Here is a 20,483-nt window from a genome sequence, read left to right on the forward strand (position 1 = left end):
TTGTTAAGCACTTTTCCAATCAGTCAGGTGTATCCGAAGATACTGCATCCGAAGATGCTTTTCTCTGCCTGAATCCGGTAAGTGCCCACACAGTTTGCTTGGCTTGATATATTGTTAAAGAACGTTGCTCGTCGTGAGCAGGCTGCGCATTCTACAGCCTCGAAGTTTTCTGTCAAGCCTTTCGGCATAATTTTTTCTGACTGAAAACTTCTGCTTTTGGCGGCTTCGTTGCCTGCCTCAAGCGTGGAGCGCATTTTAGAGATTTAACTTGCCACGTCAAGCGCCTTTTTCAAGTTTTTGCGTGTTTTTTCGCTGACTGCTGGTTTGTTGTGCAACCCGTATAAAAAAAGCTCGCAAACTGCGAGCTTTTCAATCAAATGATAACAATAGCCGAAATTTACTTTTTCGGGCCGCCGCCTTTGCCGCCACCATTATTACCCTTGCCACCATCGGTATCACCGCCAGTATCGCCACCGGTTCCACCACCGCAACCATTTGCAGTAATAAAGTCGACTGCAGCTTTTGCCTGCACTAAACCGTAGCCATAAGCATTATCACGGCCAGCAGCGCCTAAATCTTTGGCGCTTGCCTGCAATGCGGCGCGGATATCATTATTGGTACAGGTCGTATGATGGGACCAGACCAAGGCTGCCACACCGGCAACATGTGGCGTCGCCATTGAGGTGCCATCGAAGAATGCCCAGTCACTGTCAACCACGCTTATGGTAGTGGAGCTTCCGAGCTGACCGAGCAATGCCGCGCCATCCACATCGGAAATACCTACCGCTGGAATAGTTGCGCTGTACTCACCTAAGGTACCTAACAATGGACCTGACTCATTATTGTATACAATGGCGCCAACACCACCGCCCGCTTCACAAGCCTGAACTTTTTCAGCAAATGAAATCGTGCCGCGCTCAATCAGACAGATAGCCCCGCTGGCACCCGCACAGGCCTGGTCACCGATACCACAGTCGGTCAGACTGCCCGTCGCTTCGGTGCGCGCTGAACCATCCATACCATTCGCATCGTAACCCGTACCTGCCACTGTTACAGCAACTTTTTCACCCGTTCCGCGCGGTACTGAAGAGAGTACAGCGACACCAGGACCAGCAAGTTCAACCTGATCGGTCTGCTGCGAGAAGCTGGCGATGGTTTCGCTACTGTCGACGGCTGCAACAGAAACGACCGAATCGTAAGAAGCAGGATAAGAATGGCGTGTATTACCGTCATTACCTGCTGCCGCAATACTTAAAACACCGGCATCATTTAACTGTCGGAATGCGCGTTCTTCAGTGCGGTTTGCGCGCGAGCCACCAAGACTCATATTAATGACCTGTGCACCTTCAGTCGCACATTGGTCCGCCGCTGCGATCAAGGAAGAAGAATAGCCCCAACCGGACGCAGTAAATACCTTAACAATGTGAAGGTTGACATTACCGTTTGGTAATATGCCAACTACGCCATTATTATTTGCCAGTGCGGCAATGGTCCCAGCCACGTGAGTACCATGACCATTTTCATCGGTGTACCAGTTACCTGTACCTGAGTCGTAACGTCCGGTAACACCTGCTGAAGGAAGGTCGGGATGCCCTAAATCATAACCTGAATCAATAATACAGACTTTACGGCTGCCAGCCGCAGCGTCAGAAACTAAATCGGCCTGCACCTGAGTAATACCGTAAGGAGTACCCGGTTCGTACTGCGAGCTCAGTAACTGACGCGGGGTGTCTTCTTCGACCAGCACCACATTAGGATTATTGCGAAGGCCATTGAGGGCAGCGGCAGGCAATGAAACCGCCATTGCATCAAACTTTGCCAGATCAACATGCTTGTTACCGCCAGCCCGTTGCACGGCTTTCTCAATCTGTGCCTGACTGCCGGGTTTAAACTGGACAATAACGCGCTCTTTGTCGTTACCGGCGTGAACTACCGCGCTGCTGACCGCCAGCGCTAGGGCAGCGACAGCAAAACTGCCGCTTTTAGCAAAGTGCTTAGACATGGGTGTCACCTTATTATTGTTAATAGCTTCTTGTTGTTCGTCGCTCATTATTGTTGTTTTATCGAGCGGCAAGAAACATATTGAAATACTTTGACTGGTTAATCAATGTTCAATTGCAAGCTTTTTGTAAAGATGCACGCCCGACTGCGCTAGACTTTTCAGTGCCAGTGATTACAATTCGCCCTCTTAATTCAACCCGAGGTCCAATTCCGAGGCTTTCATGACACATTTAGCGGTACAACCTGAACTTTATGAACAGCAACTGACAGAAAAGACCGAGCGCTTAAAAGCAATGCTTGCCCCGTTTTGCGAAGCACCGCTTGAGGTATTTGAGTCGCCGCGCGAACATTATCGGATGCGGGCCGAATTTCGGGTTTGGCATGAAGGTGATGATTTGTTTTACATCATGTTTGATCCTGCCACGCGCGAGAAGATCCGTATGGACCAGTTTCCAGCTGGCAGTCAACTGATAAACACATTAATGCCAGCTGTACTGGACTACGTTAAGTTCCGACCGCTACTGCGACAAAAGCTTTTCCAGGTGGAGTTCCTGACGACGACCAGTGGCCAGGCTCTGGTCAGCCTGATTTATCACCGGCAACTGGATGAGCAATGGCAAGCCGAGGCAGAACAGCTGCGCGCACACCTGAACACATTCGCCTTGGTCCATCTAATTGGCCGGGCACGAAAACAAAAGATCACATTGGAACAAGACTGGGTCGTAGAGCAACTTACCATTGCCGATCGTGACTACCGCTTTCAGCAGATTGAGAACAGCTTTACCCAACCTAATGCCACAGTGAATATCTCGATGGTTGAATGGGCACTGGCGGCAACCGAAGCAACCGACCATGATTTACTCGAGCTTTATTGTGGGAACGGTAATTTCAGTCTGCCCCTGGCAAGAAACTTTCAGCGCGTGCTGGCAACTGAAATCAGCAAGACCTCTGTGGCATCTGCGCGTTACAACTGCCAGTTGAATGATATCGACAATGTCACTGTGGTGCGCATGTCCGCTGAAGATTTCAGTGCGGTCATGCAAGGTGAGAAGACCTCACGCCGCGCTGATGAGGCTGAGCTTGATAGCTTCAACTGTCAGACGGTGCTGGTGGATCCGCCACGCGCTGGACTTGACGATGCCACGCTTGAACTGGTCCGGCAGTATCCACGCATTATTTATATTTCGTGTAACCCTGAAACCCTGGTCGCCAATATTGAGCGTCTGGCAAGTTCGCATCAGGTAACCCGCCGCGCGTTATTTGACCAGTTTCCGTACACGCATCATATGGAAGCGGGCGTCGTATTGGAGCGCCGCTGACAGATTAAACTTCGGGGATCAGAATTCTGGCCGCACGGGTGAGCTTTAGGTTCACCCAATGGGCAGCAATGATAAGGCTGGCACCGAGCAAAATAATGATCGGCTCGCCGACCTCGCCCAGACTATCTTTGTGCCAATAGATGACGCCGCCAGCAACAAGTAAGATAAGTGGATAGAAGCGCAGGTGCTTACGCATTCCAATTACCAGAGCGACAAAGCCAACGACAATACTGATACTCAGAATGGTTCGCTCCAGCAATTCCTCACCAATAAATGACAAGCCGATTAATGACAGCATTGGCAAAATCACAGGCAATAACAGGCAGTGTAACGCACATAATGTGGTTACCCAGATACCGGTTTTATCAAGTGAGCGCTGCGTCATTGAGGCTTCCTGCGAGCTGCGAAAAGTAAACGTGTTATATTATAACATCACGATTGCGAACAGCAAGGGTCAGGCGCGATCAATTGCAAAAGGCAGTACTTGTGAGATGTGTTCACGCGCTAACCAGGCCATTAGCAGGCGGTCAAAACCCAGTGCTACGCCAGCGCAATTCGGTAAGCCATGCTGCAGGGCTGCCAGTAACCGCAGATCACCGTCGCGACCAGGTTTACCAAGCTGCGCGCGTCGCTGGTTATCTTGCACGAAGCGACGCGCTTGCTCGCCGGCATCGGTCAGCTCCTGATAACCATTAGCTAATTCCACACCGCGATAGAAAACTTCAAATCGCAGCGCAACTTCAGGCTGCTCTGGATCCAGCATCGCCAGCGCGGCCTGCGAGGCCGGGTAATGCGTCACGGCCAACGGCGTATCATGGGGCAACGTTGGTTCAATCAAAAACGCCATGGTACCGTCGAGCAAGGTATCTAAATCGTCTTCAGCTGTAGCCCAGTCAGCTAATTCGGGTTTTGTGAGCAGTACTCGCTTGAGTTGCGCGACGGCATCAACTGCCAGAGGATCAACACCCAACTTTTCGACAAACAGATCCTGATAGCGTTGTTGCTTCAGCGGCTTGGCGTCTACCGTGGTTTGCAGCAGTTGATCAATTTCGTCAAGCAAGTCTGCCACACTAAAGCCCTCACGATACCACTCCAGCATTGTGAATTCCGGGTTGTGCCGGCGACTTTGCTCGTCACTGCGGAAGACTTTACCCAACTGATAAATACTGCCCGAACCAGCTGCTAGCAGGCGCTTCATTGCGTACTCAGGAGAGGTTTGCAGGTAATACAGCGGCCCCTGTGGTGACAGGCGGACAGTGAGGTTTTCCAGATGAGGATCGGTAACGCCATATTGCGCCAGCAAGGGAGTGTCGACTTCCAGCACCTGGCGTGCGGCAAAAAACTCCCGCACCTTAGCCAGCAAAGCAGCGCGCGCCCGCAACGTGGCCAGATCGGCCGAAGGTTGCCAGGCAGAATCGCGCTGCATGCTCATACGCTCAACTTACTTCTGAGCGCGGGAAACGTATTCACCCGTACGAGTGTCAACCTTAATAACTTCGCCAATCTGAACGAACAAAGGTACCCGCACGACTGCGCCAGTACTCAACGTCGCAGGCTTACCACCAGTGCCGGCGGTATCGCCTTTCAAACCCGGATCGGTTTCGGTAATTTCCAGCTCGACAAAGTTTGGCGGGGTGACCGAAATCGGATTGCCGTTCCAAAGCGTCAGCGTGCACTCATCTTGCTCGACCAACCACTTCATAGCATCGCCCACAGCTTTTTCGTCGGCAGCAATTTGCTCAAACGACTCGCCGTTCATGAAGTGCCAGAACTCACCGTCGTTGTACAAATAAGCCATATCAACGTCGATCACGTCAGCACCTTCCACACTGTCGCCAGACTTGAAGGTTTTCTCAACAACTTTGCCGCTGATCAACTTACGGATCTTGACCCGGTTAAACGCCTGGCCTTTACCCGGCTTAACCATTTCGTTTTCAACAATGGCGCAAGGCTCGCCATCTTGCATGATTTTCAAACCAGCCTTGAATTCATTCGTACTGTAGTTCGCCATAGGTTCCTCATCATCAAACAGGTTTAGCGATTTCGGCCGCAATAATAAACTATAAGCGCAAAGTTTTCAGGTAAAAATAATTTTCAGGTACACTAGAGCACTTTTCTGTAGAGGTTAATGGGTCTGTTGTGAGCGAAACCACCACCATTTCAGTACGCCCGGAATGGCAACTGGAATTAGCCAAAGCGATTCGAAGTCCCGCCGAGCTGGGCACCGCGTTAAATCTACCTGCTGACTGGGTTGCGCGGCATAGCACTGCGCGCGAGCTGTTTCCGCTAATGGTTACGCGGCACTTTGTGAATCTGATGCAACCTGGTGACCCCGATGACCCGCTTCTACGTCAGGTCATGCCGCATGCCGATGAGTTTATCGATGCGCCCGGCTTTGTCACTGATCCTTTGGCAGAGCAAACGAACCAGCAACCTGCGCTACTCCATAAATACCGCTCAAGGGTACTGGTGATTCTGCGTGGTGGCTGCGCCATTAATTGTCGTTACTGTTTCCGACGGCACTTTCCCTATGCTGACCACCACTTTGGTCGTCAGCAGCGTTCGCAACTGCTCGACTACCTTCGCAGCGACAGCTCGATTAACGAGGTCATTCTAAGCGGCGGCGACCCGCTTCTTGCCACCGATGCTCAGTTGGCAAGCCTGCTTACTGACCTCGAGCAGCTGCCACAATTAAAACGGGTTCGGATTCACTCAAGGTTACCGGTGGTGCTACCGGAACGACTGACAGATGCACTGGCGCGACGGCTGCATGAGAGCCCGTTGCAGGCATTGCTGGTTTTACATGCCAATCATCCGCACGAAGTGGATCATAAACTGCAGAAGGCGTTAAAACGTTGGGCCGGATATGACATTACCTTGCTCAACCAAAGTGTCTTGCTGAAGGGTATAAATGATAACGCTGAGGTACTGGCGCAGCTGAATGAGGTATTGTTCGAGGCGCGGGTCTTGCCCTATTATCTGCACCAGCTGGATAAAGTAAAAGGCGCCAGCCACTTTGCAGTGACCGACGCCGAAGCATTACAAATTGCTGAGCAATTGCGGGTTTTGCTGCCCGGATTTCTGGTTCCTCGCCTGGTTCGCGAAGTGGCCGGAGAGCCAAGCAAAACGCCGCTCGAGTTAATTACTGATTAAATGTCTCGCTAAACCAGCGATCCATCAGACGCTTCTCGAAGTAAAGCGTGTCTTTACCGCTCCCCATCACACTGCGGATGGTGCCTGAGCGCGCGCCTAAGTCTTTGATGCGGACATCATCATCTTCAGAAATTACATTGCCCTGCGCATCTGTGTAAGTGTAGGAAAAGCTCATCGACGGATAGGAGATCTCGTCGAGTACACGCACATAGCTTGCTGCAGTAGCACCGTAGGTCGGTTCAACCCGACCGGTGATATCAAGATCCGTCATGGTTATCGACAAAGTATTATCAGCTGGCAAACGTTCGCCCAGCTTTTTCCAATACTCGGTCAGCCCATCGATGATACGCTTCTCGAACCGGCTTTGAATTTCATTTACCGCTTCAATATCACGATAATCGTCAACATTCTGCCACTCTACTTTCACTTCTGCAGCAGACGCGGTCGCGGACATAATCGCCGCAGCAATTGTTGTCGCAAGAATTGTCTTCGTTTTCATAATCCACCTCCTTTGGTAGTTCTGCCTATAAGATGCAGGCCATGGCAGAAGTGTGACAAAAAAAAGCGGCTACCTGTGAAAGTAGCCGCTTTGGGATTGCTCGGGGCGAGCTTTGCTTACATCATGCCGCCCATACCGCCCATGCCGCCCATGTCAGGGGCTGGTGCTTCTTCCTTTGGAACTTCAGCAACCATGGCTTCGGTGGTAATCATCAGGGCTGCAACAGACGCAGCGAACTGCAATGCTGAGCGGGTAACCTTGGTTGGATCCAGGATGCCCATTTCCAGCATGTCGCCGTAGGTGTCGTTGCCGGCGTTGTAACCGTAGTTACCTTCACCGTTTTTCACGTTGTTAGCAACCACTGAGCCTTCGGCACCGGCGTTGCCAGCGATTTGACGAAGTGGTGCTTCCATGGCGCGTAGCGCAAGTTTAATACCGACGTTTTGCTCTTCGTTGTCGCCACGCAGGTCGCCCAGCTTGCTCGCTGCACGTACCAGCGCAACACCGCCACCAGGTACCACACCTTCTTCAACAGCAGCACGGGTTGCATGCAAGGCATCTTCAACGCGCGCTTTCTTCTCTTTCATTTCCACTTCGGTCGCGGCACCGACTTTGATGACTGCGACACCGCCGGCCAGCTTAGCCAGACGCTCTTGCAGTTTTTCTTTGTCGTAGTCAGACGAAGTTTCTTCGATTTGCTGACGGATTTGCGACACACGACCTTCGATCGCTGCCTGGTCGCCATTACCGTCGACAACAGTGGTGTTGTCTTTGTTGATTACGACGCGCTTCGCAGTACCAAGATCTTCCAGCTGAGCTTTTTCCAGCTCCATACCGATTTCTTCAGAAATAACGGTACCACCGGTAAGAATCGCGATGTCCTGCAACATTGCTTTCCGACGGTCGCCAAAGCCCGGAGCTTTCACTGCCGCAACTTTCACGATGCCACGCATATTGTTAACTACCAGTGTTGCCAGCGCTTCGCCTTCAACGTCTTCAGCGATGATCAGCAATGGCTTGCCAGATTTCGCGACGCCTTCAAGGGTCGGCAGCAATTCACGGATATTTGAAATTTTCTTGTCAACTAACAGGATGTACGGGCTGTCCAGTTCAACAGTACCGTTTTCCTGATTGTTGATGAAATAAGGTGACAGGTAGCCACGGTCAAACTGCATACCTTCAACCACGTCCAGCTCGTCCTGTAACGCCTGACCTTCTTCAACAGTGATCACGCCTTCTTTGCCAACTTTTTCCATGGCTTTAGCGATGATTTCACCGATAGTGCTGTCAGAGTTAGCAGAGATAGTACCTACCTGTGCAATCGCTTTGTTGTTGTCGCAAGGCTGAGAGATTTTCTTCAGCTCTTCGACGGCGCTGACCACAGCCTTGTCGATACCGCGCTTCAGGTCCATCGGGTTCATACCCGCTGCAACTGCTTTCAGGCCTTCGTTAACGATCGCCTGGGCAAGTACGGTTGCGGTAGTAGTACCGTCACCCGCTTCATCATTTGCTTTTGACGCAACTTCTTTCACCATCTGTGCGCCCATGTTCTCGAACTTGTCTTCCAGTTCGATCTCTTTCGCCACTGAAACACCGTCTTTGGTGATAACAGGTGCGCCAAATGATTTTTCCAGAACCACGTTGCGGCCTTTCGGACCCAGGGTGACTTTTACTGCATCGGCCAGAACGTTTACGCCTTTAAGCATGCGCTGGCGTGCGGTGTTACCAAATTTTACTTCTTTAGCTGCCATGTTCGTTTTCCTCTTTCGAATCTGTTGCTAACGGAGCTTAACCTTCAACGATTGCGAGAATGTCTGACTCGCTCATGATCAAGTATTCTTCACCGTCGATTTTTTCGGTTTTTACGCCGTAACCTTCGCTGAATAACACTTTATCGCCGACTTTAACGTCAAGTGCCTTGACTTCACCGTTGTCTAAAATGCGGCCGTTACCGACAGCAACCACTTCTCCGCGCGTTGACTTCTCAGCCGCTGAGCCGGTCAGTACGATACCGCCCGCAGATTTGGTTTCTGCTTCAGAACGTTTAATGATCACACGATCATGTAAAGGACGAAGTTTCATCTTTGATAACTCCTAAACCTGGTTGTGGGTTGATAACTTACCCTTGTGATTCCTCACGAGGGCTGTTAAAAAATGTTGTGCCACAGTTATGGGGGGCAAATTCCCGAACTCAAGGCTTCGACTAAAAAAATTTATGACTTTTTTGCAAGGAGTCACCATGAGCGCTTCATTTCAACTCGTCTTTTGCAGTTGCCCCGATCGTGGCACCGCGAAAGCCATCGCTGAGAAGGTATTACGTGCACGTCTTGCTGCTTGTGTTAACATTGGCGCCCCTTCTACGTCGATGTACTGGTGGGACGATCACTTACATAGTGACGAAGAGGTTGTGCTTAATATCAAAACCACAACAGCACGACTTGAGGCGCTATTTGAGACGATTCAGGCAGCGCACCCCTACGATGTCGCTGAACTGATTGCGATTCCGATTACATCGGGTAGTGACGCTTACTTAGGCTGGTTATCAGAGGTAACTTCTTAATGCAGTACCACCGTCGCGCAATTGCGCAAGTTGTCGCACCGCTTATTGCGTTATGGTTTGCGCTGTTTAGTTCGGTAAGTTTAGCGCAGGATTTTTCCCTCAATACGGACGATCCGTTCAGTCAGAACCAGTTTTTACCCGTTGACGAGGCCTTTCGTTTTGACTTTCAGCAGCGCGGCGCGCAGCTTTTCATTCGTTTTGATATTGCCGACGGATATTATCTTTACCAGCACCGCTTTCAGTTTGATCCCGAGGTACCTTTGGCAGCTGCGCCTGAGTTACCGCGCGGCGAAGCCCATTTTGATGAGTTTTTTGGTGAGTCCGTCATTTATCGCGACGCGGTCGAGATTCAGCTGACCCTGGCAACTACCACAGCGACGACTTTCAGCTTAGATTATCAGGGCTGTGCCGATGCCGGTTTGTGCTATCCGCCGACCACCGTGGAGATACCCTTACAGGCAGTGAGCGATTCAGGTCCGGCAATCGAAACTGACGCAACAGCAACGATTGACTTTGCCCAGGTTGCTGCGAATAGCCAGCAATTTAGCGCCAACAGCCTGTTTCGCGATCTCAACGAAGAACCGCTGATTTGGGTCTTGCTGATTTTCTTTATCGCAGGTATTGGTCTTGCGTTCACTCCCTGTGTTCTACCGATGTATCCGATTTTGTCGACCGTCATTATGGGACCGCAAAAGAAGCTGAGCACCGGCCGCGCCTTTACGTTGTCATTTGCATATGTACAGGGCATGGCTATTACCTACTCTGCGCTTGGTATTGTGGTCGCTTTGGCGGGTATGCGTTATCAGGCAATGCTGCAGCACCCTGTAGTACTGGTGGTTTTGGCCGTGCTATTTGTGCTGCTGGCGTTGAGTATGCTGGGTTTTTACAATTTGCAATTGCCCGCCAGCTGGCAGAATTATTTAAACCAAATCAGTCAACAACAGCGAGGTGGTGCGCATCGTAGCGTCTTTGTTATGGGTGTGCTGTCTGGCCTAATCGCCTCGCCCTGCACCACTGCGCCACTGTCAGGGGTCCTCTTGTTCATTGCCCAGTCCGGCGATCTCACGGTGGGTGCGAGTGTGCTCTACGCATTAAGTCTGGGTATGGGCTTGCCGCTGATTCTGTTTGGTACTACCGGGGGCAAACTGCTGCCAAAAGCCGGTGCCTGGATGGTACTGGTGAAACGTATTTTTGGCGTAGTGCTGCTCGCGGTTGCGGTGCTGTTTATTGAACGGCTGTTACCTGTTCAGGTGGCTGACTGGTTATGGGTTGCCTTTATTTCACTGAGCGCTTTATACCTGATCGTGACTACTTTGCGTGACGTCGACCATCAACTGGCGATTGTTATCAGTGCCGCATGGCTGGCTCTGGCAAGCTGGCTACTGGTGCTTTGGTGGCCACAGGGCGACCATGCTGAACTGCCATTTAATGCGGTAGCCTCGGTCGCACAAATTGAGGAGCAGGTGACCAATGCGGCGCCAGAGCAACTCGTGATGCTGGACCTTTATGCCGATTGGTGTGTCGCCTGTAAAGAGTTTGAGCGCTACACCTTTAGCGATCCGGCGGTACAACAAGCACTTGCCGGCGCTGTGCTACTACAAGCCGATGTCACCGCGAACAACTCTATGAACAATGCTATCTTGCAACGTTACCGCGTGCTGGGGTTACCGACTATTTTATTTTTCCGTGACGGCGAACTCATTAACAACGCGCGGATTTCCGGCTTTCTCGATGCCGAGGCTTTCCTACAGCATCTGAGAGAACTTGAGAAGGCGCAAAATCTGCCGTGATCTTCGGTGATAAGACCAGTATTTTGCTGCGTTTCGGTCAGTTTTATCTATAATGCCAAGTTGAAGCTGTAATTTTGCCAGGATTTCTAAGTATTTCCTGGCAACTTGCAACACAACGATAACTTCGCAACAGATCGCAGCAACATGGCCGAAAATAATCAACATAACTATAGAATACTGTTGTTAAACGGACCCAACCTCAATATGTTGGGTCAGCGCGAGCCTGAAATTTATGGCTCAGCGACGCTTGCCCATATTGAAAGTGAATTACGTCACCATGCCGAAAGCGTGGGCGTGACGTTGGACTGCCGTCAGTCCAATGCTGAATACGAGCTAATCGACTGGGTTCAGGAAGCGGCCAGCAGTAAAGTCGATTACATTATCATTAATCCGGCGGCTTATACCCATACCAGCATTGCCCTGCGCGACGCTCTTGCCGGAGTAGCGATTCCTTTTATTGAAGTACATCTGTCCAATATTCATGGCCGCGAACCGTTTCGTCGCCATTCCTATTTAGCCGAATTAGCCGCTGCGGTGATTTGTGGTTGCGGCGCTCAAGGTTATGAACTTGCCTTGCGCGCAGCTGTCGCAAAATTAAAGCAGCGCGATAACACCTAACTTTTATCTACGGGGTCATAACAGATCATGGATATTCGTAAAATTAAAAAATTAATTGAACTGGTCGAAGAATCAGGCATTGCTGAGCTTGAAATTACTGAGGGTGAAGAGTCGGTACGGATTCACCGCGGCAGTAGCCAGCAGATGGCCGCACCGATGCATTACCAGGCTGCTCCTATGCCAGCGCCCGCAGCTCCGGCGCCTGCCGCAACACCAGCAGCCGAGGCAGCTGAACCTGAGATCACCGGACACATTGTGCGCTCACCTATGGTGGGTACTTTCTATGCAGCACCCGCCCCTGGCGCAAACGACTTCGTTACCGTAGGTCAGCAGGTGAAAGCAGGTGAAACCCTTTGTATTGTTGAAGCCATGAAGATGATGAACCAGATCGAAGCTGATAAAGGCGGTGTGGTAAAACAAATCCTCGTTGAAAATGGCGAGCCGGTTGAGTTTGACCAGCCATTATTCGTCATCGAGTAACGCAACAAATCAGGACATCATCATGTTAGATAAGGTTGTCATTGCAAACCGGGGCGAAATTGCATTGCGCGTTCTGCGCGCGTGTAAAGAACTCGGTATCAAAACGGTGGCGGTGCACTCCACCGTCGACCGCAATTTAAAACACGTACTGCTGGCCGATGAATCCATCTGTATTGGTAACGCGCCAGCAACAGAAAGCTATCTTAACATTCCGCGTATTATCAGTGCTGCTGAGATCACTGATGCCGCTGCCATTCATCCCGGCTACGGCTTTCTTGCGGAAAATGCCGACTTTGCCGAGCAGGTCGAAAACTCTGGCTTTATTTTTGTCGGTCCGACGGCCGACGTAATCCGTCTGATGGGTGACAAAGTTTCAGCCATTGAAGCGATGAAAAAAGCCGGTGTGCCCTGCGTTCCTGGGTCAGGTGGCCCGCTGGATGACGATGAAGAGAAGAATCTCAAAATTGCCAAGCGCATTGGTTATCCGATCATCGTAAAAGCTGCCGGTGGTGGTGGCGGACGTGGCATGCGCGTAGTGCGTAAAGAAGAAGAGTTGGTTCGCGCCATCAGTACCACGAAAGCCGAAGCCGGCGCTGCCTTTGGCAACTCTATGGTTTACATGGAGAAATTCCTGGAAAATCCACGCCACATTGAAATTCAGGTACTCGCTGACGGACAAGGCAATGCCGTTTATCTCGGCGAGCGCGATTGCTCCATGCAACGTCGTCACCAGAAAGTCGTCGAAGAGGCACCAGCGCCGGGTATTACGGCTGAAATGCGCAAATACATTGGTGAGCGTTGTGCCCGCGCGTGTCTGGAAATCGGCTACCGCGGCGCAGGTACCTTTGAGTTCCTGTACGAAAATGGCGAGTTCTATTTCATTGAAATGAACACCCGTATTCAGGTTGAGCATCCGGTCACAGAAATGGTCACCGGCATCGACCTGATTAAAGAGCAATTACGTATTGCTGCAGGTCGACCATTATCTTTCTCACAGGAAGACGTCGTCATCCGTGGCCATGCGATCGAATGCCGTGTCAACGCTGAAGATCCTAATACCTTTGTGCCGTCACCGGGACTGATCAACCGTTTCCACCCGCCGGGCGGTCTGGGTGTGCGTTGGGACTCACATGTCTATGCCGACTACAAAGTGCCGCCCAATTATGATTCGATGATTGGCAAGCTCATTACTTATGGTGAGAACCGTGACGTGGCCATCGCGCGCATGCGCAATGCGCTTAGCGAGCTCATCATTGAAGGCATCAAGACCAACGTGCCATTGCAAAAAGAAATTATGGCTGATGAAAACTTCCAGCATGGTGGCACCAACATCCACTATCTTGAGAAGAAGCTCGGCATGGGCGGTCATTAACGCTTATGCCGTGGATTCAGTTAACCGTTTCGGCGCCCGAGCAACATGCCCCTTTAGTAGGGGACATGTTGCAGGGTAACGGTGCCATGGCCGTGACCTATCGCGACGCGCAGGACAACCCCATCTTCGAGCCACCATTAGGCGAAGTATTGTACTGGCAGGAGACGCTGGTCACCGGGCTTTTTCCCGCTGAAACTGACTTGGCGCCGGTGCTTGCCAATTTACGCAAGTCCCGCTATTTCGGTGATGACCTCAATTACAAAACCGATCAGCTGGAAGATAAAGATTGGGAACGCGAGTGGATGGATAACTTTCACCCCATTCGCTTTGGCGAGCGCTTATGGGTCTGTCCAAGTTGGCGCGAAATTCCTGAGCCGGACGCGGTGAATATTCTGCTCGACCCGGGCATGGCATTTGGTACGGGTACCCATCCCACGACGGCTTTATGTCTGCAATGGCTGGACAGTCAGGACTTGCGCGGCAAAACGGTCGTCGACTTCGGTTGTGGCTCAGGTATCTTAGCGATTGCCGCATTGTTGCTGGGCGCTGAGCGTGCCATCGGTATTGATATCGATCGCCAGGCCTTACTGGCCAGCCGCGAAAATGCGCAACGCAACGGCGTCGCCGAACGTCTTGAAGTCTATCTGCCCAGCGAGCAACCGTCGTTACCGGCTGACGTTGTGCTGGCCAATGTGCTTGCCGGTCCGTTGCAGGAGCTTGCCAGCGTCATAAGCGGTTATGTGGGCCCCGGCGGCGATTTAGTCATGTCCGGCATTTTAGAGCGTCAGATCGACGCCGTGCAAAGCGCCTACGCGGAAAACTTCAGCTTTGACCCCGCAACGATAAAGGACGACTGGGTGATGCTCCACGCCTTGCGTAATCAGTAGATTGTCACACAATTGTCAAGAGTAAAAAGTGCAAAAAAGGCTGCATTTGTACAAATTACAGCCTTTTCTTTCGCCGCCAAATTCCCTAAAATTTCCGACCCTTGAGTTGAACAGTTTTTAACCGATGCGGATCGGACCTTATCAGTTAGACAATCCAGTAATTCTGGCGCCCATGGCGGGTGTTACCGATTTACCTTTTCGTCAGCTTTGCAATGAGCTGGGGGCAGGGCTGGCCGTCTCTGAAATGTTGTCCAGTAATCCACGGGTGTGGCAAACGCAGAAGTCGCAAAAGCGTATGGGCCACGCCGATGAACCGGGAATTAAAGCTGTTCAGATCGCAGGCTGTGAGCCCGAATTGATGGCAGCTGCCGCTCAGCACAACGTTGCGAACGGCGCGCAGATTATCGACATCAATATGGGTTGCCCGGCCAAAAAGGTGAATAAGAAAATGGCAGGCTCGGCGCTGCTACAGTACCCCGAACTGGTGCAGGAAATTCTGCATGCAGTGGTAAGTGCGGTAGAAGTACCGGTTACGCTTAAAATTCGTACGGGATGGGATACTGCGAACCGCAACGGTGTCGCGATTGCCAGGCTTGCCGAACAGGCAGGAATTCAGTCGCTTGCCGTGCATGGACGCACCCGTGCATGTATGTACAAAGGAGAAGCCGAATACGACACCATCCGGGCAATTAAGCAGGCTGTGTCGATACCGGTGGTCGCCAATGGCGACATATGTACTCCGCAGAAGGCCGAAGAGGTTCTTGATTACACCGGCGCCGATGCCATTATGATTGGCCGCGGTGCTCAAGGTAATCCATGCCTGTTTCGCGAGATTGCGCATTACCTGGCAACTGGCGAGCAGTTGGCTAAACCAGACAACGCTGAAGTCTCACGTGTCGTGTTGCAGCATGTCGCTCGACTGCATCAGCACTACGGTGAATTTACCGGTGTCCGGATCGCCCGTAAACATGTGGGTTGGTACTTGCAAGAGCAGCAGCCCGCAGCAGAATTTCGCCGCCACTTCGTGACCCTCGAGAACGCGCAAGCGCAAATCGAGTCACTGGCGACGTTTTTTAACTCAGTAAACTAAGAAGAGATAGAGCGCACCTATGTTTGATCAAAACGCAAATCGTGACCGAGTTTCACCATTCACGACGATTGGTAACAACGCCCAGCCAAAACCGCTGCGCGATTCAGTTAAGCAAGCATTAAACTCATTCCTGAAACAACTTGACGGTCAAGACCCTGAGGAACTATATGAGTTAGTGCTCGCCGAAGTTGAAGCGCCGCTCCTGGAAGAGGTCATGACCTATACTCGCGGTAATCAAACCCGTGCAGCGACCATGCTAGGCATTAACCGCGGCACGCTGCGCAAAAAATTGAAAAAATACGGCATGAACTAATTGCCCCCTGAAAAAGAGCGCCTTGTGTGCTCTTTTTTGTTTTAAGAACAATAGTTTATTGAAATTTATGGTGACCATCATGGACTTTCGACCCATTCAACGCGCTCTGTTAAGTGTTTCTGATAAAACCGGTATTGTGGAATTCGCCAAAGAACTTGAACAACGTGGCGTACAAATTTTATCAACGGGCGGTACCGCGCGTTTGTTGCGTGACAAGGGCGTAACAGTCACCGACGTTTCTGCGCATACCGGGCAACCGGAAATCATGGATGGCCGGGTCAAGACCCTGCATCCAAAAATTCACGGCGGCATTTTAGGGCGTCGTGGTACCGATGACGAAGTGATGGAGCAACAGGATATTGCGCCTATCGATATGGTGGTGGTTAATCTCTATCCTTTCGCCAAAACCGTTGCTGATCCTGACTGCACCCATCAGGACGCCGTCGAAAATATTGATATCGGTGGGCCGACCATGGTTCGCGCTGCGGCCAAGAATCACCAGGACGTCACTATTGTCGTTAACGCCACAGATTATGAGCGGGTTATCGCCGAGATGGATGCCAATAACAATAGTCTGACTTTCGATACCCGCTTTGATCTTGCCGTACGTGCCTTTGAGCATACTGCGCACTATGACGGCATGATTGCCAATTATTTTGGCGCGCGTTTGCCGCAGCAAAGCAGTGCTTTTTCGCGTACCTTCAATGCCCAGTTCGAAAAGAAACAAGACTTGCGCTATGGTGAGAACAGCCATCAGCAAGCAGCATTTTATGTTGAAGCAGAGCCGCAGGAAGCCTCAGTGGCAACCGCCGTGCAGTTACAGGGTAAGGAACTGTCATTTAATAATATCGCTGACACCGATGCTGCGCTTGAATGTGTGAAATCGTTTGCTGAACCGGCGTGCGTTATCGTCAAACACGCTAACCCTTGCGGTGTCGCCAAAGGTGACAACATTCTTACTGCTTATGAGCGTGCCTTCAAGACCGACCCGACCTCAGCGTTTGGTGGCATTATTGCGTTTAACCGCGAGCTGGATGAGGCTACCGCCAAGGCCATCATTGATCGTCAGTTTGTCGAAGTGATTATTGCTCCAAGTGTCAGTGCTGCGGCGCAACAGATTGTCGCCACCAAAGCCAACGTGCGATTATTGTCGTGCGGAGAATGGCCGGCGCAGCGCGTACCGACTTATGATTACAAGCGTGTTAATGGCGGGCTGCTGGTACAGGACAGTGATTTAGGCAGCATCACTGAAGCTGACCTGAAAGTAGTCACCAAAGCACAGCCAACCACCGCACAGTTACAAGATCTGTTGTTCTGCTGGAAGGTCGCCAAGTTTGTTAAATCAAATGCCATTGTTTACGCCAAAGACGGCATGACTATTGGCGTGGGTGCCGGCCAGATGAGCCGTGTTTACAGTGCCAGGATTGCCGGTATTAAAGCCGCCGACGAAAATCTTGAAGTTGCTGGCAGCGTTATGGCGTCCGATGCATTCTTCCCATTCCGCGATGGCATCGACGCCGCAGCGGCCGCCGGCATCAAAGCAATTATCCAGCCAGGTGGCTCAATTCGTGACGACGAAATTATCCAGGCCGCCGACGAGCATGGCATTGCCATGGTTTTCACCGGCATGCGTCATTTCCGTCATTAAATACATTGCCGAGAAGAGCTACGCCGTCTAGGATTAAACCAAACCTATGACAACGTGAGGAAGTAAATCATGAAAAACTTCTTGGTAATGATGACCTTGGCAGTCAGTGTTGGCGCACTGACTGCCTGTTCAGAGAGCCCGCAGCAAAGCGCTGAAAGCCCCACAATGACCCTTGAGCAGGCGGTGAATAATAACCCTGCCCGTTCAGCGGACAATTTAAGCCGTGATCAGTATCGCCATCCGATAGAAACCTTAAAGTTTTTTGAAGTCGAGCCCGATATGACGGTCGTTGAGATCTGGCCAGGCGGTGGCTGGTATACCGAAATTCTCGCACCTTATCTTAAAGAACAGGGCAAGCTGTACGCCGCGCACTTTGCCAAAACCGAAACGCGCGACTATTACGTGAACTCGCGACAACAGTTTATTGAGCGCGTCAATAATGATCCCGCCTTCAGTGCCATTACGGTCACTGAATTCGCTCCGATGGAAGACAATGAAATAGCCCCCCCAGGTAGTGCTGATCGGGTACTGACCTTCCGTAACTTGCATAACTGGTATATGAACGCAGGCATGGAAGGCGTCGAAGCCGCATTTGCCGATTTTTACGAAGCCCTGAAGCCAGGTGGCATTTTGGGCGTCGTTGATCATCGCCTGCCAGAGAACCGACCGGACACCCACATGGACAGTTCCGGCTACATGAAACAGAGCCTGGCCATTGAAGCTGCCAAAGCCGCTGGCTTTGAGTTCGTGGCCGGCAGCGATATTAACGCCAACCCTGCAGATACTGCTGATCATCCACGCGGCGTGTGGACCTTACCTCCCACCCTTGGCTTGGGAGAGGAAGATCGGGAAATGTATCAGGGCATCGGTGAAAGTGATCGCTTCACCTTGAAATTCAAAAAACCAGAATCTTCTTCATAAGCAAAACAAGAGAGTCGACAGGACATGAATGTACTTGTGATTGGCGGCGGTGGCCGTGAACACGCGCTGGCGTGGAAAGCGGCACAGTCGCCATTAGTTGAAACGGTATTTGTAGCACCGGGAAATGCCGGCACCGCTACCGAGCTTAAGCTTGAAAACATTGCCATTAACGCCGAAGACATTGACGCTCTGCTGGAATTCGCGCAGCAAAACGCCGTCGGCCTGACCATCGTTGGTCCCGAGGCGCCGCTGGTGGCAGGTGTGGTTGACCGCTTTACCGAGGCAGGCCTGAACATTTTTGGCCCGACCCAGGCGGCGGCACAACTGGAGGGCTCAAAGGCCTTCAGTAAGGATTTTCTGGCACGACACAACATTCCAACGGCTGCGTACGGAACTTTCACTGACATTGAGACGGCAAAAGCTTATGTGAAAGAGCAAGGTACGCCTATTGTGATTAAAGCCGACGGTCTGGCTGCCGGAAAAGGCGTGATTATTGCCGAAACCGAAGCGCAAGCTTTTGCGACCATTGACGATATGCTGGCTGGCAACCGATTTGGCGAAGCCGGTAGTCGTGTCGTTATCGAAGAGTTTTTAATGGGTGAAGAAGCCAGTTTTATTGTCATGGTAGATGGTGAAACCGCGCTTGCCTTTGCCAGTAGCCAGGACCATAAAGCCCGGGACAACGGTGATAAAGGCCCGAACACCGGCGGTATGGGAGCCTATTCACCAGCACCGGTAGTTACGCCTGAGGTGCACAACTGGGTCATGGACCATGTCATAGAGCCCACGGTCTCCGGTATGAACAAAGAGGGTCATCCCTATACCGGCTTCTTATACGCCGGGCTGATGATTGCCCCCGACGGCACGGCGAAAGTGCTCGAATACAACTGTCGTTTCGGTGATCCGGAAACCCAACCTATTATGATGCGTCTACAGTCCGATCTAGTAGAACTTTGCCTCGCCGCTTGTGATGGCAAACTTGCGGACGAAGTTATCGACTTCGACCCGCGCGCTACGGTTGGGGTCGTTATGGCAGCAGGCGGCTATCCGGAAAGCTATGCCAAAGGTAAAGTCATTCACGGCCTGGCCGATGCCGATAATAATGATACCAAGGTATTCCACGCCGGTACGAAGCGGCTGGAAAACGGTGATATTGTCACCGCTGGTGGTCGCGTACTTTGTGTGACAGCCATTGCTGACTCTGTCAGCCTGGCGCAGCAAAAAGCGTATGCCGGGGTTGGTAAAATTACGTGGGAAGATGCCTACTATCGGACCGATATTGCGCATCGCGCCATTGCCCGCGAGCGCTCATAAACAGCGAAGCAACAACAAATCTTGCGCCCATGCCACCCGGCTGGGCGCTATTTCTTTTCAGACCTTAGTCTTCAACGACGATATCGTCGTCATCAGCAACTGAAAGCTCAAACGAGTCATCTGCATAACGACTGCGACCGTACATGCTGCCGACTTTCGGCCGGTTGATACGTGCCTGGTACTTCGACCATGCTTTCTCAACTGCGCTTTCAGCGGCTTTTTCGCCACGCGCGACGGCAAGCAGAGACTGCTCTTCAGCAGACATCGGCTCGATCTCGCCATTAATCAATGCCGCAATTAAGCTGCCGTGCTGCTGTAACAGGTCGCTTTCGCGGATCGAAAAATCGCCGGAACGGGCAAAACCGTACGGATAATTTTTGAAGTCGTTAAACGCCTTCTTGCTAATTTGTTCACGGTTGATCGTTGCCATAATGTGCCTTCCTCCAGACCAACAACTACAGATAATTTGTGTCGCCTTTTTGCGACACTGACGATATAGAGGCGAAAGGCGGCATTGT

21 protein-coding genes are annotated in these 20,483 nt (G+C 51.5%); 13 read left to right on the forward strand and 8 right to left on the reverse strand.

The genetic code is table 11. The features are described from left to right. Nucleotides 1–397: 397 nt before the first annotated feature. Nucleotides 398–2,002, reverse strand: coding sequence for a S8 family serine peptidase (locus CWI71_RS00005; protein ID WP_126753198.1), 1,605 nt, complete (start codon nucleotides 2,000–2,002; stop codon nucleotides 398–400). Nucleotides 2,003–2,222: 220 nt separating this feature from the next. Here CWI71_RS00005 and trmA point away from each other — a divergent pair, with 220 nt between their 5' ends. Beyond that, the gene (gene trmA, locus CWI71_RS00010) at nucleotides 2,223–3,320 is read left to right on the forward strand and encodes a tRNA (uridine(54)-C5)-methyltransferase TrmA (RefSeq protein WP_126753199.1); all 1,098 of its coding nucleotides are present in this window, start codon (nucleotides 2,223–2,225) and stop codon (nucleotides 3,318–3,320) included. Nucleotides 3,321–3,324: 4 nt separating this feature from the next. Here trmA and CWI71_RS00015 read toward each other — a convergent pair whose 3' ends face one another. The 3 genes from CWI71_RS00015 to efp all read right to left on the reverse strand — a co-directional run bounded on the left by CWI71_RS00015 (nucleotide 3,325) and on the right by efp (nucleotide 5,331). Next, nucleotides 3,325–3,705 (reverse strand): MerC domain-containing protein, encoded by a 381-nt coding sequence (locus CWI71_RS00015; protein WP_126753200.1) that lies wholly within the window; start codon nucleotides 3,703–3,705, stop codon nucleotides 3,325–3,327. 69 nt (nucleotides 3,706–3,774) lie between these two features. After that, nucleotides 3,775–4,746, reverse strand: coding sequence for an elongation factor P--(R)-beta-lysine ligase (epmA, locus tag CWI71_RS00020; protein ID WP_126753201.1), 972 nt, complete (start codon nucleotides 4,744–4,746; stop codon nucleotides 3,775–3,777). Nucleotides 4,747–4,761: 15 nt separating this feature from the next. Further along, nucleotides 4,762–5,331, reverse strand: coding sequence for an elongation factor P (gene efp / locus CWI71_RS00025; RefSeq protein ID WP_126753202.1), 570 nt, complete (start codon nucleotides 5,329–5,331; stop codon nucleotides 4,762–4,764). 128 nt (nucleotides 5,332–5,459) lie between these two features. Here efp and epmB point away from each other — a divergent pair, with 128 nt between their 5' ends. Continuing rightward, entirely contained in the window at nucleotides 5,460–6,473 is a 1,014-nt protein-coding gene (gene epmB, locus CWI71_RS00030; protein WP_126753203.1) for an EF-P beta-lysylation protein EpmB, read from the forward strand. On the opposite strand, the gene CWI71_RS00035 is transcribed toward epmB, so the two are convergent. From CWI71_RS00035 to CWI71_RS00045, 3 genes are all read right to left on the reverse strand, one after another. Beyond that, nucleotides 6,463–6,972 (reverse strand): DUF3016 domain-containing protein, encoded by a 510-nt coding sequence (locus CWI71_RS00035; protein ID WP_126753204.1) that lies wholly within the window; start codon nucleotides 6,970–6,972, stop codon nucleotides 6,463–6,465. The genes epmB and CWI71_RS00035 overlap by 11 nt on opposite strands. A 116-nt stretch (nucleotides 6,973–7,088) precedes the next feature. After that, complete coding sequence (gene groL, locus CWI71_RS00040) at nucleotides 7,089–8,723, reverse strand: chaperonin GroEL (protein WP_126753205.1); 1,635 nt, start codon at nucleotides 8,721–8,723, stop codon at nucleotides 7,089–7,091. A gap of 37 nt (nucleotides 8,724–8,760) precedes the next feature. After that, nucleotides 8,761–9,054, reverse strand: coding sequence for a co-chaperone GroES (locus CWI71_RS00045; protein ID WP_126753206.1), 294 nt, complete (start codon nucleotides 9,052–9,054; stop codon nucleotides 8,761–8,763). 157 nt (nucleotides 9,055–9,211) lie between these two features. Between CWI71_RS00045 and cutA the strand changes: the two genes are divergently transcribed. From cutA to purD, 11 genes are all read left to right on the forward strand, one after another. Continuing rightward, nucleotides 9,212–9,532, forward strand: coding sequence for a divalent-cation tolerance protein CutA (cutA, locus tag CWI71_RS00050; protein ID WP_126753207.1), 321 nt, complete (start codon nucleotides 9,212–9,214; stop codon nucleotides 9,530–9,532). 20 nt (nucleotides 9,533–9,552) lie between these two features. Then, on the forward strand, nucleotides 9,553–11,322 hold the full coding sequence (locus CWI71_RS00055) for a protein-disulfide reductase DsbD (protein ID WP_476742291.1): 1,770 nt from the start codon (nucleotides 9,553–9,555) through the stop codon (nucleotides 11,320–11,322). A gap of 144 nt (nucleotides 11,323–11,466) precedes the next feature. Next, nucleotides 11,467–11,940, forward strand: coding sequence for a type II 3-dehydroquinate dehydratase (aroQ, locus tag CWI71_RS00060; protein ID WP_126753209.1), 474 nt, complete (start codon nucleotides 11,467–11,469; stop codon nucleotides 11,938–11,940). A 27-nt stretch (nucleotides 11,941–11,967) separates the two neighbouring features. Next, nucleotides 11,968–12,420: an acetyl-CoA carboxylase biotin carboxyl carrier protein gene (gene accB / locus CWI71_RS00065; RefSeq protein ID WP_126753210.1), complete on the forward strand. Its 453-nt coding sequence runs from the start codon at nucleotides 11,968–11,970 to the stop codon at nucleotides 12,418–12,420. A gap of 22 nt (nucleotides 12,421–12,442) precedes the next feature. Continuing rightward, complete coding sequence (gene accC, locus CWI71_RS00070; RefSeq protein WP_126753211.1) at nucleotides 12,443–13,792, forward strand: acetyl-CoA carboxylase biotin carboxylase subunit; 1,350 nt, start codon at nucleotides 12,443–12,445, stop codon at nucleotides 13,790–13,792. 5 nt (nucleotides 13,793–13,797) lie between these two features. After that, the gene (gene prmA, locus CWI71_RS00075; RefSeq protein ID WP_126753212.1) at nucleotides 13,798–14,679 is read left to right on the forward strand and encodes a 50S ribosomal protein L11 methyltransferase; all 882 of its coding nucleotides are present in this window, start codon (nucleotides 13,798–13,800) and stop codon (nucleotides 14,677–14,679) included. 124 nt (nucleotides 14,680–14,803) lie between these two features. Continuing rightward, the gene (dusB, locus tag CWI71_RS00080; protein WP_126753213.1) at nucleotides 14,804–15,769 is read left to right on the forward strand and encodes a tRNA dihydrouridine synthase DusB; all 966 of its coding nucleotides are present in this window, start codon (nucleotides 14,804–14,806) and stop codon (nucleotides 15,767–15,769) included. A gap of 19 nt (nucleotides 15,770–15,788) precedes the next feature. Beyond that, nucleotides 15,789–16,082 carry a DNA-binding transcriptional regulator Fis gene (gene fis / locus CWI71_RS00085; RefSeq protein ID WP_126753214.1) on the forward strand — a complete coding sequence of 98 codons (294 nt, stop codon included), beginning with the start codon at nucleotides 15,789–15,791 and terminating at the stop codon, nucleotides 16,080–16,082. A gap of 79 nt (nucleotides 16,083–16,161) precedes the next feature. Beyond that, entirely contained in the window at nucleotides 16,162–17,730 is a 1,569-nt protein-coding gene (purH, locus tag CWI71_RS00090) for a bifunctional phosphoribosylaminoimidazolecarboxamide formyltransferase/IMP cyclohydrolase (RefSeq protein ID WP_420849275.1), read from the forward strand. Between the two features lie 69 nt (nucleotides 17,731–17,799). Continuing rightward, nucleotides 17,800–18,651, forward strand: a complete 852-nt coding sequence (locus CWI71_RS00095) for a class I SAM-dependent methyltransferase (protein WP_241967561.1) — start codon at nucleotides 17,800–17,802, stop codon at nucleotides 18,649–18,651. Between the two features lie 24 nt (nucleotides 18,652–18,675). Beyond that, a complete protein-coding gene (gene purD, locus CWI71_RS00100; RefSeq protein WP_126753215.1) occupies nucleotides 18,676–19,965 on the forward strand; it encodes a phosphoribosylamine--glycine ligase in 1,290 nt (429 codons plus the stop codon). 64 nt (nucleotides 19,966–20,029) lie between these two features. Here the strand turns inward: purD and CWI71_RS00105 are convergent, their stop codons facing one another. Beyond that, nucleotides 20,030–20,395, reverse strand: a complete 366-nt coding sequence (locus CWI71_RS00105) for a MaoP family protein (RefSeq protein ID WP_126753216.1) — start codon at nucleotides 20,393–20,395, stop codon at nucleotides 20,030–20,032. Nucleotides 20,396–20,483: the final 88 nt, after the last annotated feature.

Source organism: Pseudidiomarina insulisalsae, assembly GCF_003987065.1.
Taxonomy (GTDB): Bacteria; Pseudomonadota; Gammaproteobacteria; order Enterobacterales; family Alteromonadaceae; genus Pseudidiomarina; species Pseudidiomarina insulisalsae.

What these genes read in the sequence shown, in the direction of transcription:
- CWI71_RS00105 (WP_126753216.1), bottom strand. Translation starts at nt 20,395, where the DNA reads ATGGCAACGATCAACCGTGAACAAATTAGCAAGAAGGCGTTTAACGAC.
- CWI71_RS00095 (WP_241967561.1), top strand. Translation starts at nt 17,800, where the DNA reads ATGAAAAACTTCTTGGTAATGATGACCTTGGCAGTCAGTGTTGGCGCA.
- CWI71_RS00035 (WP_126753204.1), bottom strand. Translation starts at nt 6,972, where the DNA reads ATGAAAACGAAGACAATTCTTGCGACAACAATTGCTGCGGCGATTATG.
- CWI71_RS00015 (WP_126753200.1), bottom strand. Translation starts at nt 3,705, where the DNA reads ATGACGCAGCGCTCACTTGATAAAACCGGTATCTGGGTAACCACATTA.
- accB (WP_126753210.1), top strand. Translation starts at nt 11,968, where the DNA reads ATGGATATTCGTAAAATTAAAAAATTAATTGAACTGGTCGAAGAATCA.
- purH (WP_420849275.1), top strand. Translation starts at nt 16,162, where the DNA reads ATGGACTTTCGACCCATTCAACGCGCTCTGTTAAGTGTTTCTGATAAA.
- efp (WP_126753202.1), bottom strand. Translation starts at nt 5,331, where the DNA reads ATGGCGAACTACAGTACGAATGAATTCAAGGCTGGTTTGAAAATCATG.
- fis (WP_126753214.1), top strand. Translation starts at nt 15,789, where the DNA reads ATGTTTGATCAAAACGCAAATCGTGACCGAGTTTCACCATTCACGACG.
- epmA (WP_126753201.1), bottom strand. Translation starts at nt 4,746, where the DNA reads ATGCAGCGCGATTCTGCCTGGCAACCTTCGGCCGATCTGGCCACGTTG.
- cutA (WP_126753207.1), top strand. Translation starts at nt 9,212, where the DNA reads ATGAGCGCTTCATTTCAACTCGTCTTTTGCAGTTGCCCCGATCGTGGC.
- aroQ (WP_126753209.1), top strand. Translation starts at nt 11,467, where the DNA reads ATGGCCGAAAATAATCAACATAACTATAGAATACTGTTGTTAAACGGA.
- dusB (WP_126753213.1), top strand. Translation starts at nt 14,804, where the DNA reads ATGCGGATCGGACCTTATCAGTTAGACAATCCAGTAATTCTGGCGCCC.
- accC (WP_126753211.1), top strand. Translation starts at nt 12,443, where the DNA reads ATGTTAGATAAGGTTGTCATTGCAAACCGGGGCGAAATTGCATTGCGC.
- trmA (WP_126753199.1), top strand. Translation starts at nt 2,223, where the DNA reads ATGACACATTTAGCGGTACAACCTGAACTTTATGAACAGCAACTGACA.
- CWI71_RS00005 (WP_126753198.1), bottom strand. Translation starts at nt 2,002, where the DNA reads ATGTCTAAGCACTTTGCTAAAAGCGGCAGTTTTGCTGTCGCTGCCCTA.
- CWI71_RS00045 (WP_126753206.1), bottom strand. Translation starts at nt 9,054, where the DNA reads ATGAAACTTCGTCCTTTACATGATCGTGTGATCATTAAACGTTCTGAA.
- groL (WP_126753205.1), bottom strand. Translation starts at nt 8,723, where the DNA reads ATGGCAGCTAAAGAAGTAAAATTTGGTAACACCGCACGCCAGCGCATG.
- prmA (WP_126753212.1), top strand. Translation starts at nt 13,798, where the DNA reads ATGCCGTGGATTCAGTTAACCGTTTCGGCGCCCGAGCAACATGCCCCT.
- purD (WP_126753215.1), top strand. Translation starts at nt 18,676, where the DNA reads ATGAATGTACTTGTGATTGGCGGCGGTGGCCGTGAACACGCGCTGGCG.